This is a genomic window from Kitasatospora sp. NPDC088548, assembly GCF_044753005.1.
GTDB lineage: Bacteria > Actinomycetota > Actinomycetes > Streptomycetales > Streptomycetaceae > Kitasatospora.
Genome location: NZ_JBIVMI010000037.1, coordinates 37,055 through 58,612, shown reverse-complemented (window position 1 = coordinate 58,612; position 21,558 = coordinate 37,055). Strand labels below are relative to the sequence as shown.

Sequence of the window (21,558 nt, the reverse complement as noted above, 5' to 3'; positions counted from 1 at the left end):
CTTCTGAGGCGCATCTGAGGGGCGCGTGGGAGCGCTTCGGTGTAAACCGTCGGCCGACTACGCACAAATCTCTGTGTCTAAGGCCCGGCCGAAAGGTCGCTGCGGAGCGGAGGAAATCGAACATGGATGGACGTGTGCTCGGGGTGGTGGCGGTCAAGCCCTCGGCGCGGTCCGGCGGTCCGGTGGTCAGGGGGCGCAGGAAAGCAGCCGCATTGTTCGCCCTGATGGTGACCTCGCCTCACGGTCAGTGTCGCGGCGACGACCTGTTTCGTTGCCTCTGGCCCGGAGAGGAGTTCTCATCCGGCAGGCTCTACCGAGCCATGTCAGATCTGCGTTCGGCCATGGGGGGTAGGGAATTCCTGACCTACAGATCGGAAAGGTGTTCCATTCATGCGCCGAGGGATCAGATCGACCTCTACCGCTTCCGGGATCTGCTGATCAGCGCGCAGAGCCAGTTCGGAAAGGACCGGTTCAGAACCATCACCGCGGCGTTGACGGAATGGCCCGAAGCCGGGGAGGCATTGAGCGGCCTGACGGGCAACTGGGTCGAACTGCGTCGAGGGGAGTTGCGGGCCGAGTGGCTGAAGGCACTGCGGGCCCAGTTCGAGGCTGCGCAAGGTGCGGGGCTCGAGGAGTGGCTCCAGGTCGAGTCGGTTCGGTGGCACCGCGAGTTTCCGAAGGAATCCTGGTTGTTCCGGCACTACCTGCAGCAGCACGTGGGCAGGCTGCCGTTGGCGGAACGGGAGCGTTCGATCAAGCGATTGATGAAGAAGTTCCTCGGGCGGCCGGATGACGCCTTGCAGGACACCATCGACCGGCTGTGCGAGAGATCCGTCGTTCTACGACCCGCCTTGGCCTCCGTCCCGAACCAGCTGCCACCACGCGGCCGCGCGGCGCTCGGCAGGGAGGAGATGATCCGCAACGTGGTGGAGACGGTGCGAGGACAGGAGCCTGGTAGGCCTGCCTTGGCCGCGATCAGCGGCATGCGGGGCATCGGGACCAGCCTGGTGGGCAATCATGCTGCGCACCAGTTACGACCTTACTTTCCGGACGGGGCGCTCTACGTCGACTTCGGCGGTCCGGAGGGCAAGGCGGAGCAGTACGCGGAGCCCGAGTACGTCATCGACCGGTTCCTGGCCGAGTTCCCGTTGCCCACCTCGCCGTCTGGACTCGCAGAGAAGAGCGCGGCGCTGCGGTCGGTGTTGGCGAACCGGTCGGTGCTCATCCTGCTGGACAACGTCTGGGACGCCGCCCAGGTGCTGCCGTTGCTACCCGGCACTGGTAGCAGCGCGGTGCTGATTACCAGTCACCGGCGGATGGAGGACCTGCAGACCCGGCATGAGGTGGCGACCTGGACGCTGGGCACGCTGGACGACCGGACTGCCGCGGCCTTGCTCCAGGAGTACATCCCCGAGGCCGACCACCGGAAGTCCAGCCAGGAGGTTAAGGCCCTCGTGGAGTTCTGCGGCGGCCACCCGCTGGCGCTGACCACCGCCATCCAGCGGTTCAAGGGGCATCCGGTCGCGGCCATCCAGGATCTGCGTCGTCAGCTCAAGGAGGAGGAGAAGCGACTCGACGCCCTGGAGCACCTTCCAACGCAACTGTCGGTGCGCGCCGCGTTCGCCTGCTCGGTGAATGCCCTGTCCGAGGCGGCCAGATGCCTGCTCTGGCAACTGGCCCTGCATCCAGGCCCCTTGATCAGCCGAGCCGCGCTGCTGGATCTCGGCCGGGCAGCCGAAGGCGCGCACCCCGACCGGGCGGCGGAGGAACTGCTGGACCTCCACCTGGTGGAGGTGGAGTCTGATCGCTATCGCATTCATAGTCTGCTGCGGACCTTCGCTCGCCAGCGGGTGCATCACGAAGCGTTGGCTCCGGGCTCCGGTTTCGAGGAGGCCACGGTTCGTCAGGTTTTGGAGCACCAGTTGCAGAACGCCTGGGCCTGCGATCAGTGGCTCGACGGGCAGAGGTGGTTGCCGGTAGGTGAGCCGCAGGACGTCATGGTGGATCCACCCGCAGATCGCGGTCAGGCCCTGGAGGTGCTCGACCAGGACTACGACACCCTCGTCCGCGGCATCGAACTGGCGGTCGACCGTGCGTGCTCGCGTTACACCTGGCTTCTGCCGATGGTATTGGTCACCTACCAGTGGCGACGCCACCGGTTTGCCGACGCCCAGCGCTTTCTGGGTCTGGCGGCCGAGGCCGCCGAGAGATGCGAGGCGGACCCGGTCGACCAGGCCATGATCTGCCGGATGCGCGCCGGGACCTGCTGGTACCAGCGCGACTTCTTCCGGGCGGCCGGCCATCTCCTGCGTGCGGTCATGTTGAGTGAGCAGGACGGCAGCACGCGCGGGCGGTTGAGTCTCGCCAGATCCCAGCACACGCTGGCCCTCACCTGGCGCAAGCAGGAGCGGGAGGTTGATGCGCAGCGGGCCCATCGGTCGGCCCTGGAGCTGTACCGGGAACTCGGTGACGACGCGGGAGCGGCTGCGGCGTTGAACGGCCTGGGGACGATCCATCAGGACCGCGGCGAGCACCTCGAAGCCCTCCAGCTCTGCACCGAGGCGTTCGAATTGGTCCGCGAGACGGTGGACCGCAGTGGAAAGGCCGATGTGCTGCGCACCCTCGCCGGTATCCGATTCTCCCTGGGTGAGCGGGAGTCGGCGCCGCTGCTGTACGAGGAGGCAGTCGGGATCTACCGGGAGCTGGGTTCGTGGATCGACGAGGACCGGGCGCTGTGGCTCCTGGCCGACGTCCTGGTGCCGCTCGGCCGGACCTCGGAGGCGGTGGTGGCACTGGAACGGGTGGTGGTGCTCCGGGAGTGGATGGGGGCGGATGACCTCGCCGATGCGCGCGTCCGGTTGGAGTCACTGCGGTGACCGGCGCGTCACCAACGGTGGGGGCGGGTCCGGTAGTACTCCGTCGGATCGGCCGCTTTGAGCGGCTTCAGCGGCGGGCGGCCTCCGACCCGGGGCAGCAGGTGGCGGAGACCGTCGTAGACCTCGCGCACCGACCCGGGGCGCCTCTCCGGGGCGAGTTCCACCATGGAGAGGGCGAGCTCCGCGAACGCGGGCGGCAGAAGGTCGAGCTTGTGCGGGGGAAGGACGATCGGGTGCTCGCAGGTCATGCCCTCCCGGCAGCCGTCGTAGGGAAGGGTGATGACGGTCATCTCCAGGAGCAGGCAGCCCAGAGCGAAGATGTCGGCCCGGGCCGACACGCCGTTTGGGGCCGGGTCGAGCTGTTCGGGAGGGGCGTAGCCGATCGTCCCGCAGCCGCGGGGCGTGCGCTTCCCCACGCCGATGGTGAGCCCGAGATCGAGCAGCCTCACCCGCCCGTCCGGCTCCATCATGATGTTCTCGGGCTTCACATCCCGGTGGACAAAGCCACGGTCGTGCATGTCGTGCAGGGTTTCGCAGAGTTGGCCGATGATCGAGGCGACGGTCTGCTCCTCCCTGATCGGCCGGTCCTCGTTCATCACGTCCCACATCAGGTCACCGTCGACGTACTCCAGGACGATGCACCGGTGTCCTCGGTAGTCGCCTGCGCCGAACAGTCGCAAGGTGCCGCAGGAGCCTGCTGAGATGAGGCGCTGGTAGGCCCGCCCCTCCCGGCTGATGGTGCGCGCCAGGCTGGCGAAGGTCCGCGTCGACTCGAACTCCCGTTCCCGCTGCACCTTGACGGCCACCCACTCACCGGTCTCCCGGTCCCGGCCGAGGTGGAGGTCCGCCTGGGCGCCGTGGCCGATGTGGTCGAGCACCTCGTAGTGGTCCTCAATGTCGCCGAACTCCCTGATCTTCCGCGCCACGTTCTTCCTTCCGTTCCCAGAGACATGGAGTCACTGTGTCCGATTCATGGATTCCCCCGGACGGTGTCGTCCGGGTGTCCCCCCTCATCAAGGTCTCGATCGGCATGTTCAAGGGTGGTGATTTCCGCTGTCCGGCCGCGGACGCGCTCAAGGCGCGTTCCTACCGGCCGGAACCAGCTGTCCGTCAACCCCAGGAGAAACTGGAGCAGTTCGCCTTCGGACCGTTCATGGCCGCCTGCGATGCCCGGAGCGGGAAGGCGGGCGGCCCGGCCGGCCGAAACTCTCCTGGGCGGCCAGGCCATGACGGCCTGAGGCAATGGACGGCACATGCGTTGAGCACCTACGCGGCGGCCTTCCCGGAAGACCCGGACTTCCCGATGGCGGAGGTGAGTACCCCTTGGTGCTACAGCCACGCGGTGACGGAGGCCGACTCCCGAGGGGCCGGCGAGTACCAACTCACCGTCTGGGGGCGCTGCTTGCAGTCCATGGACGGATCGGTGCGTGAACTGCGTCTGCCGGTGAACCGGTTGGCAGAGCTGCCGCCACCGGCCGGCTTCGCAGCCGCTGCCGCCCTGGTGCTCGCCGAGGGAGCCCCAGGGCCCCGGCCCCAGCGCGTCCGGATCGTCGAGTTCGCCCTGCTGGACGGGCGGATCCGTACGGTTTTTGAAGGCAGTCGCGATGAAGCGCTGGCCCTCTACCGGCTGCACGGTCGCACCGCGCTGGCCGAGCTGCTGGACGGTCGGCAGTACCGTCCCGGTGCGGTCTGCGCCGGCTGCCCGTACACAGCCGCCTGCCCGGTGCTGCGGAGGGCCCCCGGCTTGCTGGAGGCCAACCGCCCCGGGCGGACCAGGCGCTGGTGGTCCGTGACCAACGGTCGCAACCACCGGGCATGTCCGGCCCGCGACCAGATGCGCCGGCTCCACCTTCCGGCGGAGGACGGGATCGACCGATCTGCTGCCGCTGAGCGCGGCCGTGCCCTGCACGCCTACCTCGCCGAGCGCCACGAGGGCAGCCGGCCGCGTCCGTGCACCGCGAGGGTCCCCGAACAGTGGGTGCCGGAGGGATTCCACCTGCCGGAGCAGGAGCGGGCCCTCGGAGCGGCCTTGCTGCGCGGCCATGCTGCGGTCTGCCCGATGCGGTTGGTGCGGGACGCCAGCGACGTCCGCAGCGAGCCGCGTGTGGTGCGGTACGACACCGAGGCCGAGGTGGTGGTGGTCGCCAGGCCCGACCTGCTCTACCGGGATGACGGGGTCTGGGTGTGGCGCGAGATTAAGAGCACGACCCGGGACCGGGGTGCCCGGTCGCTGCTGGAGCACTACCCGCAACTGGCCCTGGCCGTCCTGCTGCTGGCCCGCGAGGACCTGGGCGGCAGGCCGGGCGGGGCACGGATCGAACTTGAGGTGCTCCGGCCGGGCGGGGCCGACCTTGAACTCGTCGACCCGTTCGATTCTGCGATCCGGGCCGAAGCAGGGCGGGTGGTGAAGGACTTGGTGGATCCGTGGATCGGGGACGAAGACTACCCGCCCAGCCCGGGAACGGCCTGCACACGGTGTGAGACCGCCCGCTGGTGCTCCAGCGGACCGGCTTTCCCGGCGGCCCGATGACGCCGGACGGGCCTGAGCTGTTCCGGGAACTCGCCGTGGTCGTCAGTGCTTTGGGAGAGCGCTCCGGAAGCGGGTCGTTCCGACTGCCCTACCCGTACGCAGCCCAGCGCGTGCTGGACCGGACGGTGTTGCACTGCATCGATCGCGGCCTGGAGCCTCCGAAGGGCCTGCCCGAGCTGCTTGAGTGGTGCCGCTCCCGACCGGCGGCCGACCGGCTGTTCGCCGTCCCGCCGACGCTGGTGTCAGCGGACGCGACCCTGGTCCACCCCATCGGGTTGATGCCCACCCGCACGTGTCTGGAGCTCTCCTCCGACGGGACGGAACAGGGACCGGAAGGGGCCGCCCGCAGGCTGCTGGCGGAGCTGGCGGGCCGCTGCGGCCCGACGGATCGGTTCCACCGGAGCCGGCGGTTCCTGGCACTCAATCCGATGGTCCGCCAGGGTGATCGGTACCGCGGGGGTTGGAGCAGAGAGGTCTGGTCCAGGGTCAGAGACCTCTACCGTCCGGTGCCGGAGTACTTGACGGTCGGAGGCATTCTGCTCCGCTGCGGTACCTGCGGACTCCCGGCTCTGCTGGGCGGCGGCCGGACGCCGGACCGGGCTACGGCGGTCTCCGGGCCGGACACCTGGTGCGAGGGCGAGACCTGTCCGCACGGGGTCCAGATGGAGTTGATCCGCAAGCCGGGGAAGGTCCAGCTGCTGCGGAGACCGCTGAGGACCTTCCTCTCGCTCCCGTCCCGGTTGGAGCAGGAGGTCCTGGCCGGACTGGACCGCGAGGCCGTCGACCACGAGGCCGTACAGGGGGAGGCCGGCACATACAGGATCCGGAACACCGGGCTGACGGCCGATCACCTATACGTCCGTGACTGGATTCAGCCCGCGCTGCTGGCCCGCCGACTGAGCGGTCTGAGGGAACCGGCCCTGGTAGTGGTGCCGGAGGGGATCGCCGGGTCGGCTCGGTACCGGTCCGCCTTCACCCAGGCACTACCCGATCCGGAACTGGTCGCACTGACCGGGCCGGACGGACTGGCCGTCCACTTGCGCGGTGGATGCGCCGTTGAGGAGACAGAGCGGAAAAGGAGAGGTCAATGCGTACTCTGACACCGGTCCTGCAGGAGACGATCCAGGATCTTCAGTGTCACGCCCGGGAGCAGTTCCCCGGAAGGACGGCGGAGATCTTCTGCCAGGTCGAACTCGGGCTGCACCTGCAGCGCCGGCTGATGCCGGGAGCTCCGGCGAGTCAGGCATGGGTGCTGTTCGGCGGGTACGGGTTCGCTCAGGCATATCGAGTGCCGCTGCCACCGGGCGCCGACGGGATGCTCAGGACGGCCAGGTACTCGCTCTGGACCCTGGCGCGGGGCAGGGCCTGGAAAGAGGCGCTGGAGCGATACCAGCGGATGGACCCGGTGCTGCGTGGATACGACGTGGCGTCCGCCGGTGCCCCTGCCGTCCGCCAGGAGGTCTCCGTGGGTGCGGGGCGGTGGGCGGCGTACGACAGACTGCTCTCGGCAGCACCGCCGTTGGCGGGCCGGCGGCCTCGGGTGGCCCGCCCGGGCCCGCACGCCTTCCCGGTCGGCCGTTCGCTGGCGGTGGTGGACCTGCCGGTGGTCTCCCCGCCGCCCCTCGTGTCCCACGACCTCGACCTGCAGCCTGCGGGCGAGGGGGAGGCACTCACCTTCCGGCTGGCGGAGTTGGCACGGACCGCGGCCGCGATGGACGCCGTGGACCGGCTCCACGGTGAGGTGGGCGAATCGACCTGGGTGGGGCGGCTCCGCGCGTTCGAGATGTCCACGGCGGAGTGCGGCGCCTTCCGGAAATCGGACGAGTTCACGGTGGAAGGGATCCAGCACCTGCTCGGCATCGTGGGAGCAGGCAAGAGCACGCTGCGGGACATCATCGCGGTTCACCTGGCCGGGAAGGGGCGGCGGACCACTGTGGTGGTCCCCGACGTGGCCGAGGTCCTGAAACTGGTCGAGCTCTACAACCGGTACACCGGCGATGCGGCCGCCCCTGTCCTCGGGTCGTCCGGGCGGGAGCGTCACGCCCAGCGGTTGCACCGCAGGCTGGCCGGTCGGGGAGAGCACCGGCTGCTGGCGCACGACGACCCGGCCTTCGCCTACCTGGGGACCTCCTGCGTGTTGAACCTCCGACTGCGCGGCGGCGACCAGCCCGCTTTCGGAGAAGCGCCGTGCAGCCGACTGCGTCCGCCGGCCGATCCACAGCGCAGGAGCAGGCGCCCCGGGTCCTCTGAGTGGCAGAAACAGGGCCTGGCTTGCCCCTATTGGTCCGCCTGCCCCAGGCACCATGCTTCGCGAGCCTTGGTCGGCGCAGACATCTGGGTCGCCACCCTGCCGAGCCTGATCGACTCGGCACCACCGAAGCCGCAGAACGGCGAAAGCATCCGCTACCTGGAGCTGGCGTGTCGGCGTAGTGATCTAGTGATCATCGACGAGGCCGACCGGGTTCAGATGCACCTCGACCAGATCTTCGCCCCGGCGGTGCTGCTGGCCGCCGACGAGGAGCGGGGGCTGATCGACTGGCTGAGTCGGCACAAGGTCCGCGAACTCGCCGCGAGCGGCCGCACCCAGCTGTCGGACCGTGATGTGGCGGTCTTCTGCGCAGCGCTCAACACCGCAGTGACGGCGACCGATCTGCTGCACGCCATGCTGGTCGTCCGGTACCCGCTGCGTCGGTGGGTGGGGCGTGGCTACTTCAGCGCGTGGACACTCCAGGCGAGCATCCTGGACGAACGCTTCCCGGTGCCCGAGGACGCGGGGGCCTGCCATCCGCACCGCGGCCTGTCCGAGCAGCGGCAACGCATGCTGGAGGCATTCCGAGACGATCCGTTCGCCGATCGCGGGAAGCAGTCGGATGTGGACTTCTCCCACCTCACCGTGCTGCTCAACGAGTTGCTGCACACCGGGAATCCGGAGCGGACCCGGACCCGGCTGCTGGCGGTCGTCGACTCCCTGCTGCTGCTTGACGCAGCATTCATGGCCCAGAAGCAGGAGGAGTACCAGGAACTCTTCGCCGCATGGCAGGTGAAGGAGGGGAAGCGGCTGGAACGGCAGCGTGACGGCAAGCGGGTCGGGAAGCAGGCCCCGCCGCCGCAGACCCCCGGTGAGTGGCGCGAGAGCGTGGCCGACCGCTTCGAGCTGACCCTTCTGCTCGCTGCTCTGGAGCCGCGCCTGGCCCTGATCAACACCATGTGGCCCAGGGTGGAATCCGCTCTGGGCCTCGGCTTCAGCGAGATGTACCGGCGGCCGAACGACTACGCCCCGATGGTGCCGGAGGCACCGATGGGCAATGTGCTCGGCTTCCAGTTCGTGGTCCGCGGGGACGACGGTGAAGGCGTTCGCAACGGTGAGTTGACCTTCTTCCGGTGCACCGGAGTCGGGCGTGAACTGCTCCGGGCGATGCCCGGTCTGGCTTCGGTGGACGGCCGGCCCGGTGCCCACGTACTGCTGTTGTCGGGCAGCAGCTGGGCAGGGGAGTCCAGCCGTTACCACGTCCAGGTGCCGGTCGGCGTGGTGATCGAACCACCCCCGGAGGTGATGGAGCGGATCGCCGAGGAGAGCGAGATGCGCTTCGAGTTCGTCCCCGACGAGCCGGGGAGCCTGCGCGTGTCGGGCAGTGACACGGACGAACGGCCGGAGAGGCTGCGCCGCATCGCGACTTGGCTCGGCGCCGGAGCGGAGGAGGCCGCGGATGGCGGGCCGCTGGAGCGGGAACTGCTGTCCCTCCCGCAGGGGCGTGATCAGATCCTGTTGCTGGTGGGCAGTTACCGCGAAGCGCGGCTGGTGGCGGACACCCTGCACAACCTGAACGAGCGCTGGCGCGACAGGGTGCTCTGCCTCGTCTCGGACGACGAGGTGATCGAGGAAGCGGAGGAGAGCTCGTCCGCGCTACGCGCCCGGACACTGCGACGGGGCGACGTCGAACGCCTGTGTGGCCTCTGGGCGGACATCCTGGTGGCCCCGCTCCTCTCGGTGGAGCGGGGCCACAACATCCTCAACCGCCGGGACGAGGCGGCCATCGGATCGGTCTACTTCCTCGTCCGTCCGAATCCGCACCCGGATGACCTGTCACTTGCGGTGCACGCGGTCAACGACTGGATCGTCCGGGCCCAGGACGACGGCCGGTTCGGTGCCTGGGTGCGCAGCGGAAGCAGCTTGGAGGAAGGCGTCGAGGCGGTCCGCCGGAGGGCCAGGTCCTACTGGTACCACGTGGTGCGACGATCCACGGCGTGGAGTCGGCTCAAGGCCGACCGCACGCAGGTCACCTGGGACCTCCTGGTGTTGATCTGGCAGGTCATCGGTCGGCTCGTGCGCGGCGGTGTCCCGGCCCGGGTGGTCTTCGTCGACGCAGCCTTCGCGCCGAACCGAACCTCCTGCCCGCCGACGGAGGACACCGTCGAGTCCAGCCTGCTGCACAGCATTCTCGGGGTCCTCGCACCGTACTTCCGGGACGGTGAGACCCCGGCCGACGAGGAGTTCATCGTCCGGGCTCTCTACGGACCGCTGTGGCACATGCTCGGTCGCTGCCTGGCCCAACCGCTGCCCGCTGCCTGAGGGGCAGTCGGCCGGGGCCAATCCGCTTCCCTTTCCCACCAGAGGAGTACTGCCGTGTATCACGCCATCCGCCCCGTCGCCTACGAGCCCGACCCCGGGCACGGCTCCTGGGAGCAGGAGCTGCACGTCCTTCGGCTCGGTGATGACCTGCAGAAGGAGTTGACGCACCGACAGCGGGAGACGCGCGGTGCTCACCGGCCGCACCTTCCGACGGGACGCCTTCACGCGCTGCTCCGGGCCTGGGCGCCGGGTGTGCTGGCGACCGGCCGCACTGCCGGAGCCGACGGTCCCCTTCCCTGGCTCTACGCACGCGAGCCAGTCCCGAGGGAGGTGCTCGCACCGTTGATCGGCACCTGGGCCGCGACCCTCTCCGGTGACGAGGACGGCGCGGCCGACATGGAGCAGTTGCTGCTGGCCGACGACGAGCCCGAGACCCCTCTCCTGCCGGAGTGGAAGGTCGAACGCGTCGACCTCACCGAGACGGCCGTGTCCGGCGGTGGCACCGCGGAGCCCGCAGCGAGGCTGTACCACCTGCTCCCCGAGGCTGTGGCCTTCCGGCTGGCCGGTGCTCCGTTCCAGGCCGGAGGCCGTACCCTCCACTTCCGGGTCGTCAGTTCCGGCACCGGCGGTGTCGACCTGGTCTCCTGGCCGCCGCTGCGGTACGAGTACCGGAAGCAGACCTGGTACTACTCGGCCCTCCTGACCGTCACCGTGCACACCACGCCGTTCGGCGAGCGTTTCCGGGTCCACGTGGCCACGGGGGTGCGCCGCTGGGCCACCCGGCTGGACATTCCCCGCTGGAAGCTGGGCGGGGCCACCGTCCTGCTCGACAGTCCGCTCCCCTGGCCCGAAGGGCCCGACCGGGGCTACCGCCTGATGGTCAACACCCTCGGATACGACCGGAGTTCGAACGGCATCGGCTGGAAGCGGCGCAGTCCCGCGATGCTCCTTCCCGATCTGGACCTCACATCGCGGTACCCGGAGCCGGAGGAGTTGTTTGGTCTCCCGGAGAAGTGGCTCAATGGCGGACAGGGCGTGGCCGCCGGAATCGTCCACCACCCGGTCCTCGGCCCGCACGGGGTCGGTGCCGGCCTGATGCCCCGTGAGCGGGCAGGACTAGACGCCTGGATCGAGCAGGTGCTGAGCCCGGTCCTGCGTCGGGTGCCGGACCTCTGCCGGGTCACACGGCGGAACACACCCGCACTGCTGCCCAGGTCGGCGCGAACTGGCGAGCGGGGAACCAGGGACGCGAAGCAGGCCCTGGGCCGCCGGGCGGCGCTGGGCCTGGCCCTCGGGGGCCGACCGCTGGATGTGGAGGTCCTCTGGCAGTCGCCGCAGACCAGGGACGCCCTGCTCGCGTCCCTCCCGACGGTCATCGGCCTCGCACCGGGGTGCCGGACGGATGAGGGCGGCACGACCGGTTGGACCGCCGAAGGCATCAGGATCAGGATCAGGACCAGGCAGGCCGGGGCACTGGCGAGCGCCCTGGTCCTCTCCGGCGACCGTAGGCGCCCGGCCGCCGTCCGTCTGGCGGAGGCCGTCGAGGAGCGCTGCGCCCTGGTGGAGGGGGTGGAGCCGTGGAAGGGAGAGGGGGTCGGCCTGGTGATCGCCGAGATCGCCGGGAAGGAGACCTTCGCCTCGATCCCCGATTCCGACCCCAAGCACGCGCTGCGTGTGGCCCACGCGCGCCAGAGGCGGCTCACCCAGTTCATCAACCTGCCGGGACCAGGGGCCGCCGACCTGGAGCACAGGGCGAACTGGGCCTGGCTGGATGCCTTCCGGCAGCTCGGCGCGGTCAGCCCGCCCGTCCACCGGGCGGGCGACGACATCCCGAAGAACCTGCAGTACGTCGCGCTCTGGCTGGTCCGCTGCACGAAGGACGGACCCACCCGGAGCGCGGCCCGTCGTCTGGTCGCGGTCCGCGTGCGTACGGACGCCGGCTCGGGAACGGTCGAGGGCTGGGACGCTGAGCGGGCCGAATGGGTGCCCTACCCGAGCATGCTGCTCTCCCTCGCGGGGACGGCCGCGGAACCGTTCACCGATCTGGAACGCGAGATCCGTACGGTGCTCTTCCGGCTGCGTGACCGGCCGACCCTGGTGCTGGCCAACTCGGGCAACCTCAGGCAGTGCTGGCCGCATCTGCGCAACGGTGGGCTCCATCGTGACCTGCTTGCCTTCGGCTCCGGGCCTGCGCAGCGCCTCTCGCTCTACGGCGAGGACCTGCGGATGGTCCTGGTCCGGGACGACAACGGCCGGGACGAAGTACCCGAGTGGTACGCCCACGACGGTGCGTCCGGGATCGGCTTCTCGGAAGGTGTTTGGGCGTCGTCGGACGATCCGGACAACCGCGTCTTCGCCAGCACGACGGGTACTCCGCCCAGCGCGGCAAGGCCCAAGGGCTTGATGAAGCTCACTCCGGCCCCGGGAGCTCGGACGGCGCCCGGAGCGACGGCCTGGAACCCCAAGCTCCTGGAAGTCACGGTCCTCGGCTGCCGCACCTCGTCCGGACAGCCGGACAATCCCCTCGACTGGGCCACCCTCACCCACCAACTCCGCTACCACGACGACTATCCGCCGCTGGGCTACCCTCTTCCGCTGCACCTCGCACGCCTGGCGAAGGAGTACGTCCTCCCGTTTGCAGCGATGCGTGGCCCGGCTGCCGATTCCGGCGGTTCCTGAGCACGGAATCGCCGACCGCCTCGGCCCCGACGAGTTCGCGAAGCCAGCCCCGGAACCGACGCCATGACGTCTGCGCAGGCCAGCGAGGTGCCAGCCTGCGCAGACGGTGAGAGGCCGCCCTGCATTTCCGCAGGGCGGAGGGGGTTCTACAGGTCGTAGTTTTAGCCGAACCGCACCTGCCGGAGGCCGCCGCAGAGCTGGAGCTGTCGCCGGACCTGGTGCAGAGCACGTCGGGCGCGCCGGGCGAACCGGACAAGTTCTCGCTCATCGTGGAATCACTGACGCGCAGCTCCGTCGACCCAGGCGCCGACGGCGTGCCAGCCGGTGCGGCGTTCGAGGTGTACATCGAGAGCGCGTTCAGGCACATGGGCCTCCGCGCCCAGCGGATCAGTGGTTCCGGTGACACCGACATTCTCGTGCAGTGGTACGACGGCAACGGGTCGTTGCGGACCGCGATCGTGGACGGAAAGTCGACGTCATCCGGTCGGGTCATGCACAACAACGTGAGTGACGTGGCAATCGACACGCACAAGGAGAAGCGTTCTGCGGAGTACGTCGCTATCGTCGGCCCCGCCTTCAGCGGCGACACGATCAAGAACATGGCCAAGCGGAAGCAGTGGGCGCTCATCACCGCCGACGAGCTGGGCCAGGTCGTCAGATCCGCCAAGGCCCTCGGCCTGGGGCCGGCGGATGTCGGGATGCTGTTCGAGGTGCCGGACGGGCTGTCCAGGCTCGCCGGGCTCATCGACACGCGGCAGCGCGAGCTCGACGTCCTGTCCCTCGTCATCTCCCGACTCAAGACCGAGTCGGAGACGGAGGAGGCCGTTTCGGCACGCGATGTCTCGCTGATCGAGCGTGGGTCGCCGTTGGAGCCGAACATCGACGAACTGCTTGACACGTTCAGGCTGTTCGACCGCCTCGACCTGGACATCGTGCGGAGCATTGAGGATGTGCAGGATCCGCGCTATGCGACCTACCGGATCGGTGACGCGCGATCGGCGGCGAAGCGCCTTCGCGCCATCGCGACTTCGATTGAGAGGGGCCTATAGGCGTGCACTTGCCGGAGCTCGGCCACACCTGGGTGGCGGAGACTCTGGGGCCAGGGTGGGCAGCCAGGGGTTCGCGGTCAGGCACTACACAGAACTCATATCGAGATCGAACTCAGTGCACTCTCATTTCACATCGCGAGTCCCAGAGCATTCGGCGCGAGTCGGGCGGCTGGCGTTTCCGCAGGTCAGCGAGGTGCTGACCTGCGGAAACACTGAGAGATCGAACTGCGTTTCCGCAGGTCGGAGCCGCCTCTTACAGGTCGTAGTACAGCTCGAACTCGTGCGGGTGCGGCCGCAGCGCGATCGGGGCGATCTCGTTGGTGCGCTTGAAGTCGATCCAGGTCTCGATGAGGTCGGGGGTGAAGACGTTGCCCGCGAGCAGGTACTCGTGGTCGGCCTCCAGGGCCTCCAGCACGGCCGGCAGCGAGGACGGCACCTGCGGCACGTTGGCGTGCTCCTCGGGCGCCAGCTCGTAGAGGTCCTTGTCGACCGGCTGCAGCGGCTCGATCTTGTTCTTGATGCCGTCGAGGCCGGCCATCAGCATGGCGGCGAAGGCCAGGTACGGGTTGGACGACGGGTCCGGTGCGCGGAACTCGATGCGCTTGGCCTTGGCGTTGGAGCCGGTGATCGGGATGCGGATCGCGGCGGAGCGGTTGCGCTGCGAGTACACCAGGTTGACCGGTGCCTCGAAGCCCGGCACCAGGCGGTGGTAGGAGTTCACCGAGGGGTTGGTGAACGCCAGCAGCGAGGCGGCGTGCTTGAGCAGGCCGCCGATGTAGTAGCGCGCGGTGTCGGAGAGCCCGGCGTAGCCCTGCTCGTCGTAGAAGAGCGGCGAGCCCTCGGTCCACAGCGACTGGTGGACGTGCATCCCGGAGCCGTTGTCGCCGAAGATCGGCTTGGGCATGAAGGTGGCGGTCTTGCCGTTGCGCCAGGCGACGTTCTTGATGATGTACTTGAACAGCATCAGGTCGTCGGCGGCGTGCAGCAGGGTGTTGAACTTGTAGTTGATCTCGGCCTGGCCGGCGGTGCCGACCTCGTGGTGCTGGCGCTCGACCTCCAGGCCGGCCGCGGCCAGCTCCAGCGACATCTCGGCGCGCAGGTCGGCGAAGTGGTCCACCGGCGGGACGGGGAAGTAGCCGCCCTTGTACTTCACCTTGTAGCCGCGCGCGTCGCCCTCGGCGGAGCCGCTGTTCCAGGCGCCGGCCTCGGAGTCGATGTGGTAGTACGACGCGTTGGCGCTGGTCTCGAACCGCACCGAGTCGAATACGTAGAACTCGGCCTCGGGGCCGAAGAACGCGGTGTCGGCGATGCCGGAGGAGGCGAGGTAGGCCTCGGCCTTCTTGGCGACGTTGCGGGGGTCGCGGCTGTACGCCTCGCCCGTCACCGGGTCCTGGATGAAGAAGTTGATGTTGAGGTGCTTTTCCTTGCGGAACGGGTCCAGGCGGGCCGTGGCCAGGTCCGCGACCAGGGCCATGTCCGACTCGTGGATGGCCTGGAAGCCCCGGATCGACGAACCGTCGAACATCAGGATCTCGGAGGGGTCGAAGGTCGCCGCGGGCACGGAGAAGTGCTGCAGGACGCCCGGGAGATCGCAGAACCGGACATCGATGAACTTCACGTCGTTGTCCTGAATGAACTGCTTCACTTCGGCGGCGTTGTTGAACATCCATCCTCCTCGGCGTGCGAATGGGGCTCACCCTAGGAATGGCCCGTTTCCAACCGGTGACCCGGTCGTTTCCTGAATGTTAACCGCCGTCGTTGAGCGGGCGGCAAAGACGTACGCTCCGGGGCAAAACGCTTGAGCGGCGCGGGCCGGGCCCCTTGAGTGGTCTGGACCACGCGGGAAGCCCGGGCGACGCGATTCACCCTCCGGGGGAGCCGGTGGCGGCCCGGCGGGCCCGCCCGGTTAGTGTGGATTCGTGGACACCAGAGAAGCGTTGGGATCGTGGATCGACGGCCCGAAGGCGGCCGCCGAGAAGATGGGAGCCGACTTCGGCTACCGCGGTGAGCGCCTCGGACTCCCCCAGGAGGGTCCCGGCTCGATCGCCGGCCCCGGCCGCCGGATCGGCGCGCTGTTCGTCGACGGCTGGCTGGTCTCCCTGGTCGCCTACGGGCTGATCGGCAAGGGCACCGCGGCCTCGGCCAACCTCTGGACCACCCCGCTGTTCTTCGCGGTCACCGTGCTGCTGCTCGCCACCGCGGGAACGACCGTCGGCAAGCGGCTGTTCGGTCTGCGGGTGGTCCGGCTCGACGGCGGCCGCGCCACCATCCCGCAGGTGCTGCTGCGCACCCTGCTGCTCTGCCTGCTGGTGCCGGCGCTGGTCTGGGACCGGGACACCCGCGGTCTGCACGACAAGGCGGTCGGCACGGTCGAGGTCCGGATGTAGCCCGGAGGACCGGATCCGGTCCGGCCGGAGAACGTCGAACGGCCCCGCCGCGGAAGTTCCGCGGCGGGGCCGTCTCATGTCAACGGGGGAGGGGGTCAGCGTACCTGGCCGCCCTTGGGCATCCGGGCGCCCTTGGGCATCGGGCCCTTGGGGATCGGCGCCTTGGAGAGCAGGTCGCCCAGCGCGCGCAGCCGGTCGTTGGTCTCGGTGACCTGGGAGGGGGTGATGGCGCGGGGCAGCCGCATCAGGTGGATCTGCAGCTTCTTCAGCGGGACCTCGCCCTCGCCGTTGCCCACCACGATGTCGTGCACCGGCACGTCGCCGACCACACGGGCCATCTTCTTCTTCTCGGAGGCCAGCAGCTGGCGCACCCGGTTCGGGTTGCCCTCGCCGATCAGCGCGATGCCGGCCCGGCCCACGGCGCGGTAGACCGCGTCCTGGTTACGGGTGACCGCGACCGGGGTCGAACTCGCGCTCCAGCCACGCCGGATGTTGTTCAGCACCGCCGCGACGGCCCCCGGCTGCCCCTCCATCTGTCCGAACGCCGCGCGCTCGGCCCGGCGCCCGAAGACGATCGCCATGGCCAGGAAGGCCACGATGAAGCCCAGGATGCCCAGGTAGACGGGGTGGTCGATCGCGAAGCCGATGGCGAGGAACACGCCGAAGGTCAGCAGGCCGACGCCGGCGATGATCAGGCCGATCTTGGTGTCGACCTTCTTGGTCATGGTGTACGCCGTGCGGATCTGCTTCAGCCGCCCGGGGTTTTCGGATGTTTCCCTCGCCATAACGCTCATGGTACGTGGCGTGGGTACGGGATATCCAAGCCCGGGTACCCGTTCGCCCCGAACCGTGACCCGGGGGCCCGCACGCCGACACGCCGAGGCCGGCCCGGCGCCCACCGCCGTTCGGCCGCCGCACCCGCCCTGACCGGCGGGGACGGCCTGTCCCGGGGCTCGCCGGACCGGCCCTGCAAGCCCTACCGGCGCCCGGACCCCGGCACCGGACCGGCCTGCGGCGCGTCGCGCTCCCGGTCCGCCGCGTACCGGCGGTTCTCGCAGACGGCCGCCCAGGCGTTGCGCCGGGCCTGCCGCTGGCCGCCCGCCAGCAGCACGCTCTCCGCGAGCCGCAGTGCGCTGCCCACCGACCGGATGCCGACCTGCATGCCGACCTGCATGTCGAACAGCTCCCCTCGTGGCTGAGAACAATCCACCGACCGCGCCCGCGAGGGCCTCGTCAGCGGCAACGCTTCCATCGTCACCACCCCGTGTTACCAGCCCGTGACCAGGCAGTCAAAGCGCGATGAACCGAAAGGGGCGGGGCCGAAGCCCCGCCCCTCGGGTGGTTCACGCCGGTTGGCCGAAATCAGCCGCCCGCCCTGACCGCCGCCGCCCGGGCCGCCGTGGTCGGACCGCCGCCGCCCGGGCCGCCGTGGCCGGACCGCCGCCGTCAGACCGCCGACGCCTGCGCGCGGCGCTCCAGCGCCTGCCGGTACAGCCGCCCGGCCCGGTACGACGAACGCACCAGCGGGCCCGACATGACCCCGGCGAAGCCGAGCTCCTCGGCCTCCTGCTGCAGCTCGACGAACTCCTGCGGCTTGACCCAGCGCTCCACCGGGTGGTGGCGCAGCGAGGGGCGCAGGTACTGGGTGATGGTGATCAGCTCGCAGCCGGCGCCGACCAGGTCGGCCAGCGCCTGGCTGACCTCCTCGCGGGTCTCGCCCATGCCCAGGATCAGGTTGGACTTCGTCACCAGCCCGGCCGCGCGGGCCTGGGTGATGACGTCCAGCGAGCGCTCGTAGCGGAACGCGGGCCGGATCCGCTTGAAGATCCGCGGCACCGTCTCGACGTTGTGCGCCAGCACCTCGGGGCGGGAGGAGAAGACCTCGGCCAGCTGCTCGGGCACCGCGTTGAAGTCGGGGATCAGCAGCTCGACGCCGGTGCGCCCGGCCTCGCGGCCGGCGGTCAGCGCGTGCACCTGGCGCACCGTCTCCGCGTACAGCCAGGAACCGCCGTCGGCCAGGTCGTCGCGGGCGACGCCGGTGATGGTGGCGTAGTTGAGGTCCATGGTGACGATGGACTCGGCGACCCGGCGCGGCTCGTCGCGGTCGAACTCGGCGGGCTTGCCGGTGTCGATCTGACAGAAGTCGCAGCGGCGGGTGCACTGGTCACCGCCGATGAGGAAGGTCGCCTCGCGGTCCTCCCAGCACTCGAAGATGTTGGGGCAGCCGGCCTCCTGGCAGACGGTGTGCAGCCCCTCCTTCTTCACCAGCGACTGGAGGGCGTTGTACTCCGGGCCCATCTTCGCGCGGGTCTTGATCCACTCGGGCTTCCGCTCGATGGGGGTCTCGCTGTTGCGGACCTCCAGGCGGAGCAGCTTCCTGCCGTCGGGTGCGACAGCGGACACGTGCGACTCCTAGAACTAGACGGGGTACCCCCAGGGTACGCCTGTGCTTGTACGGCCTTGGCCGGGCCCGTGGCCCGCAATCGCAGGGCAACAGCGCTACCGGCGGGTAGATTCCCTCGGCCCGGCGTTCAGCGGCCGGGTGCGGGCTCGGGCAGTTCGGCGAACACGGCCGTCAGGTGCTTCTCCACCACGGGCAGCGCCTCGCCGACGGCGAAGTCGCGGGCCAGCTCCGAGGAGACCGAGCCGACGCCCGCGTCGCGGATGCCACAGGGCACGATCCGGTCGAACCAGGTCATGTCCGGGTCGCAGTTCAGCGCGAAGCCGTGCATGGTGACACCGCGCGCGACCCGGACGCCGATCGCGGCGAGCTTGCGGTCGTCGCCGCGCTGGCCGGCGTTGGACGGCGCGTACTCGGGGCCGGCCAGCCGCGGGTCGATGCCCAGCGGCAGGCCCATCCGCAGGGTCAGCTTGCCGATGTCCACCACCTGCGACGGGTCCACCACCGCGTCCGGGATGGTCTCGCCCAGGACCCAGACCCCGCTGCGGCCCTCGACCCGGGAGGTCTCCACGCCGAACTCGCCGCAGGAGCGGATCAGCGCCTCCTCCAGCCGCCGCACGTACGCGACGACGTCCATCGGCTCGGGCAGCTTGACGATCGGGTAGCCGACCAGCTGGCCGGGGCCGTGCCAGGTGATCTCGCCGCCGCGGTTGACCTCGACCACCGGTGTGCCGTCCAGCGGCAGGTCGGCCGGGTTGGTCCGCTTGCCCATCGTGTACACGGGCTGGTGCTCCAGTAGCAGCACGGTGTCGGGGATCTCGTCCGCGACGCGCAGCGCGTGCAGCCGCTGCTGCTCCTCCCAGGCCTCCGGGTAGGGGATCGCCCCCGCGCCTATGCCCATGCGTACGAACCGCACGTTCTCGCTCATGCGTCCACCTTCCCGCGCTCGGTGGCCGCCTCGCGAGACGCGCACCCTGCGATGCTCCGCTCGCTCACCACTGCTCCTTGCCAGGGGTTCGAGACCAACCTCGCCACTGTACGCCCCGGCGCGAACCGGGTGTTCAGGCGCCCGAGAGCAGCTGGAGGCGGAGCGCCAGCTGGAGTTCCAGCGAGCGCTCGGGGTGGTTCCAGTCCCGGCCGAGCAGGATCTCGACCCGGTCCAGCCGCTGCACGACCGTGTTCACGTGGACGTGCAGTTCGTCCTTGGCCCGGGTCAGGCTGCCGCCGCAGTCGAAGTAGGCGCGCAGGGTGCGCACCAGCTCGGTGCCGCGCCGGGCGTCGTACTCCAGCAGCGGGCCGAGCGTCGCGCCGACGAACCCGTCCACGTCGTGGCCGTCGCCGAGCAGCACCCCGAGGAAGCCGAGCGCCCGGGCCGAGGCGCCGTCCCCGGCCCGGCCGAGCACCCGCAGCGCCCGGACGCAGCGCAGCCCCTCGGCGTACGAGGCGGCCAGCGCCGGCGGCCCGGCGGCCGGGCGTCCGGCGCCCACGGTGACCGGGAAGCCGGCCAGCCGGGCGAGCCGTTCGGCGGCCCGCTCGGCCGCCCGCAGGGCGCCGTCCGGCCCGGTGGGTCCGCCGGATCCGGCCGGGCCGTCGGTGCCGTCGTCCGGCACCAGCAGCACCACCGCCTCGCCGTGCTCCGCGCTGATGCCCCGCGAGCCGAACAGGTAGCGTCCGGCGGCGCCGGCCAGTCGGCCGCGGTCGACGGCGGCGGTGCCCGGGGCACCGGCCGGCTCGGCGACCAGCACCAGGTGCGGGCGGCCGAGGTCCACACCGAGCCGGCGGCCGCGCGCGGTCAGTCCGGCCGGGTCGCGGTCGGGGCTGGTGAGCAGATCGGCGAGCAGTTCGCCGCGGACCCGGTTCTCGGTCTCGGCGACCGAGCGGCGCAGCAGCAGGACCAGCGCGGTCACCACGCCCGCCCGCTCGAACAGCCGCCGGTCGGCGTCGTCCAGGCCGGGCCGGCCGCGCAGGACCAGGGTGCCCAGCGGCTCCTGGCCGGCCAGCACCGCGCAGACCCAGGCGTCGCCGTGCCGCACCGACCGGCCCTCGGCCCGGGAGGCGGCGACCGCCGCGGCCAGCCCGTCGGCGGGCGCGGCCCGGCCGGCCAGCGGTTCGCCCTCGGTGTCCAGGACCGTTATCTCGCCGTCCAGCAGCGCCGCCACCGCGGCGGCCACGTCCGGCACCTCGGCGCCGCGCAGCACCAGGTCGGTGAGCCGGTCGTGGCCCTGCTCGGCGCGCTGCACGGCGGCGGAGTGGGCCCGGATCAGCTCGTTCGCGCTGTTCAGCTCGGCCAGCGCGGCCCGGGTGTCGGCCAGTGACTTGGCGGTGTCCAGCGCGATCGCGGCGTGCGCGGCCAGCGAACAGAGCAGCGCGACCTCGTCGGGGGAGAAGGCGCGCGGCGAGCGGTCGGCGGCGAACAGCACGCCGATCACCTGCCCGCCGAGCAGCAGCGGTACCCCGATGATCGCCACCAGCCCCTCGTCCAGGACGCCCGCGTCGATCGTGCCGGTGTGGTGGAAGCGCTCGTCGGTGCGGTAGTCGGGGGTGGCGTACGGCCGGGCGGTCTGGGCGACCAGGCCGCCGAGGCCGTCGCCGAGGCTCAGCCGCAGGGTCTGGAAGAGGACGGACACCGAACCGTCGGTGACCCGCATGTAGGTGTCGCCGGCGGCCCGGTCCGGGAGGGTGAGATAGGCGGTGTCGGTGCCGAGCAGCAGCCGGGCCCGGCGCACGATCGCCTGCAGCACGGTGTCCAGGTCCCGGGAGCCGGCCAGGTCCCCGGCAGTGTCGAACAGCGCGGTCAGCTCGGCCTCGCGGCGGCGGTGCTGACGCAGGGTCCGGTGCACCCGCAGGGCCTGCCAGGTGGCGTCGTCGATCTCGCTCAGTACGGCGGCCGGCGCCCCCTGACGACGCGCGGCGGCCAGCACCTCGGCGAAGTCCTCGGTCGCGGCACCGGAGGCGAGCAGGTCGAGCAGCCGCCGCAGCGCGGGCGCCGAGCTGGTCCGGGGGTGGGGGTCGTTCACGGTACGGCCGCCAATCGGCAGTGGGTCTCTGGCCCCAGGGACGGAAGCG

The 21,558-nt window shown here is 70.3% G+C and carries 14 protein-coding genes; 7 read left to right on the top strand and 7 right to left on the bottom strand.

Annotated elements, in window-relative coordinates; genetic code table 11:
• Window positions 1-122: 122 nt before the first annotated feature.
• Window positions 123-2,876 (top strand): tetratricopeptide repeat protein, encoded by a 2,754-nt coding sequence (locus ACIP82_RS33820; protein ID WP_400659037.1) that lies wholly within the window; start codon window positions 123-125, stop codon window positions 2,874-2,876.
• 8 nt (window positions 2,877-2,884) lie between these two features.
• On the opposite strand, the gene ACIP82_RS33815 is transcribed toward ACIP82_RS33820, so the two are convergent.
• Entirely contained in the window at window positions 2,885-3,802 is a 918-nt protein-coding gene (locus tag ACIP82_RS33815) for a serine/threonine protein kinase (RefSeq protein WP_400659035.1), read from the bottom strand.
• A gap of 332 nt (window positions 3,803-4,134) precedes the next feature.
• Between ACIP82_RS33815 and ACIP82_RS33810 the strand changes: the two genes are divergently transcribed.
• From ACIP82_RS33810 to ACIP82_RS33790, 5 genes are all read left to right on the top strand, one after another.
• Window positions 4,135-5,406: a PD-(D/E)XK nuclease family protein gene (locus ACIP82_RS33810; RefSeq protein ID WP_400659033.1), complete on the top strand. Its 1,272-nt coding sequence runs from the start codon at window positions 4,135-4,137 to the stop codon at window positions 5,404-5,406.
• The gene (locus ACIP82_RS33805) at window positions 5,370-6,506 is read left to right on the top strand and encodes a hypothetical protein (RefSeq protein WP_400659031.1); all 1,137 of its coding nucleotides are present in this window, start codon (window positions 5,370-5,372) and stop codon (window positions 6,504-6,506) included. Before ACIP82_RS33810 ends, ACIP82_RS33805 begins: the two co-directional genes overlap by 37 nt.
• On the top strand, window positions 6,494-9,976 hold the full coding sequence (locus ACIP82_RS33800) for a hypothetical protein (RefSeq protein ID WP_400659029.1): 3,483 nt from the start codon (window positions 6,494-6,496) through the stop codon (window positions 9,974-9,976). The genes ACIP82_RS33805 and ACIP82_RS33800 overlap by 13 nt, the downstream gene beginning before the upstream one ends.
• A 54-nt stretch (window positions 9,977-10,030) precedes the next feature.
• Entirely contained in the window at window positions 10,031-12,655 is a 2,625-nt protein-coding gene (locus ACIP82_RS33795; RefSeq protein ID WP_400659027.1) for a pPIWI_RE module domain-containing protein, read from the top strand.
• A gap of 218 nt (window positions 12,656-12,873) precedes the next feature.
• Window positions 12,874-13,704 (top strand): restriction endonuclease, encoded by an 831-nt coding sequence (locus ACIP82_RS33790; RefSeq protein WP_400659025.1) that lies wholly within the window; start codon window positions 12,874-12,876, stop codon window positions 13,702-13,704.
• Window positions 13,705-13,957: 253 nt separating this feature from the next.
• On the opposite strand, the gene glnA is transcribed toward ACIP82_RS33790, so the two are convergent.
• Window positions 13,958-15,370, bottom strand: coding sequence for a type I glutamate--ammonia ligase (gene glnA / locus ACIP82_RS33785; protein WP_363611439.1), 1,413 nt, complete (start codon window positions 15,368-15,370; stop codon window positions 13,958-13,960).
• Between the two features lie 253 nt (window positions 15,371-15,623).
• On the opposite strand from glnA, the gene ACIP82_RS33780 reads away from it, so the two are divergent.
• Window positions 15,624-16,091, top strand: a complete 468-nt coding sequence (locus tag ACIP82_RS33780) for an RDD family protein (protein ID WP_363611437.1) — start codon at window positions 15,624-15,626, stop codon at window positions 16,089-16,091.
• 95 nt (window positions 16,092-16,186) lie between these two features.
• Here ACIP82_RS33780 and ACIP82_RS33775 read toward each other — a convergent pair whose 3' ends face one another.
• The 5 genes from ACIP82_RS33775 to ACIP82_RS33755 form a co-directional block, all read right to left on the bottom strand.
• On the bottom strand, window positions 16,187-16,885 hold the full coding sequence (locus ACIP82_RS33775; RefSeq protein ID WP_400659022.1) for a DUF4191 domain-containing protein: 699 nt from the start codon (window positions 16,883-16,885) through the stop codon (window positions 16,187-16,189).
• A 182-nt stretch (window positions 16,886-17,067) separates the two neighbouring features.
• Window positions 17,068-17,265 carry a hypothetical protein gene (locus ACIP82_RS33770; RefSeq protein WP_363611433.1) on the bottom strand — a complete coding sequence of 66 codons (198 nt, stop codon included), beginning with the start codon at window positions 17,263-17,265 and terminating at the stop codon, window positions 17,068-17,070.
• Window positions 17,266-17,537: 272 nt separating this feature from the next.
• On the bottom strand, window positions 17,538-18,494 hold the full coding sequence (locus ACIP82_RS33765) for a lipoyl synthase (RefSeq protein ID WP_363611431.1): 957 nt from the start codon (window positions 18,492-18,494) through the stop codon (window positions 17,538-17,540).
• A 128-nt stretch (window positions 18,495-18,622) separates the two neighbouring features.
• Window positions 18,623-19,420 (bottom strand): lipoyl(octanoyl) transferase LipB, encoded by a 798-nt coding sequence (gene lipB / locus ACIP82_RS33760; protein WP_400659019.1) that lies wholly within the window; start codon window positions 19,418-19,420, stop codon window positions 18,623-18,625.
• A 133-nt stretch (window positions 19,421-19,553) separates the two neighbouring features.
• Window positions 19,554-21,509 carry a GAF domain-containing protein gene (locus tag ACIP82_RS33755; protein WP_363611427.1) on the bottom strand — a complete coding sequence of 652 codons (1,956 nt, stop codon included), beginning with the start codon at window positions 21,507-21,509 and terminating at the stop codon, window positions 19,554-19,556.
• Window positions 21,510-21,558 lie beyond the last annotated feature (49 nt).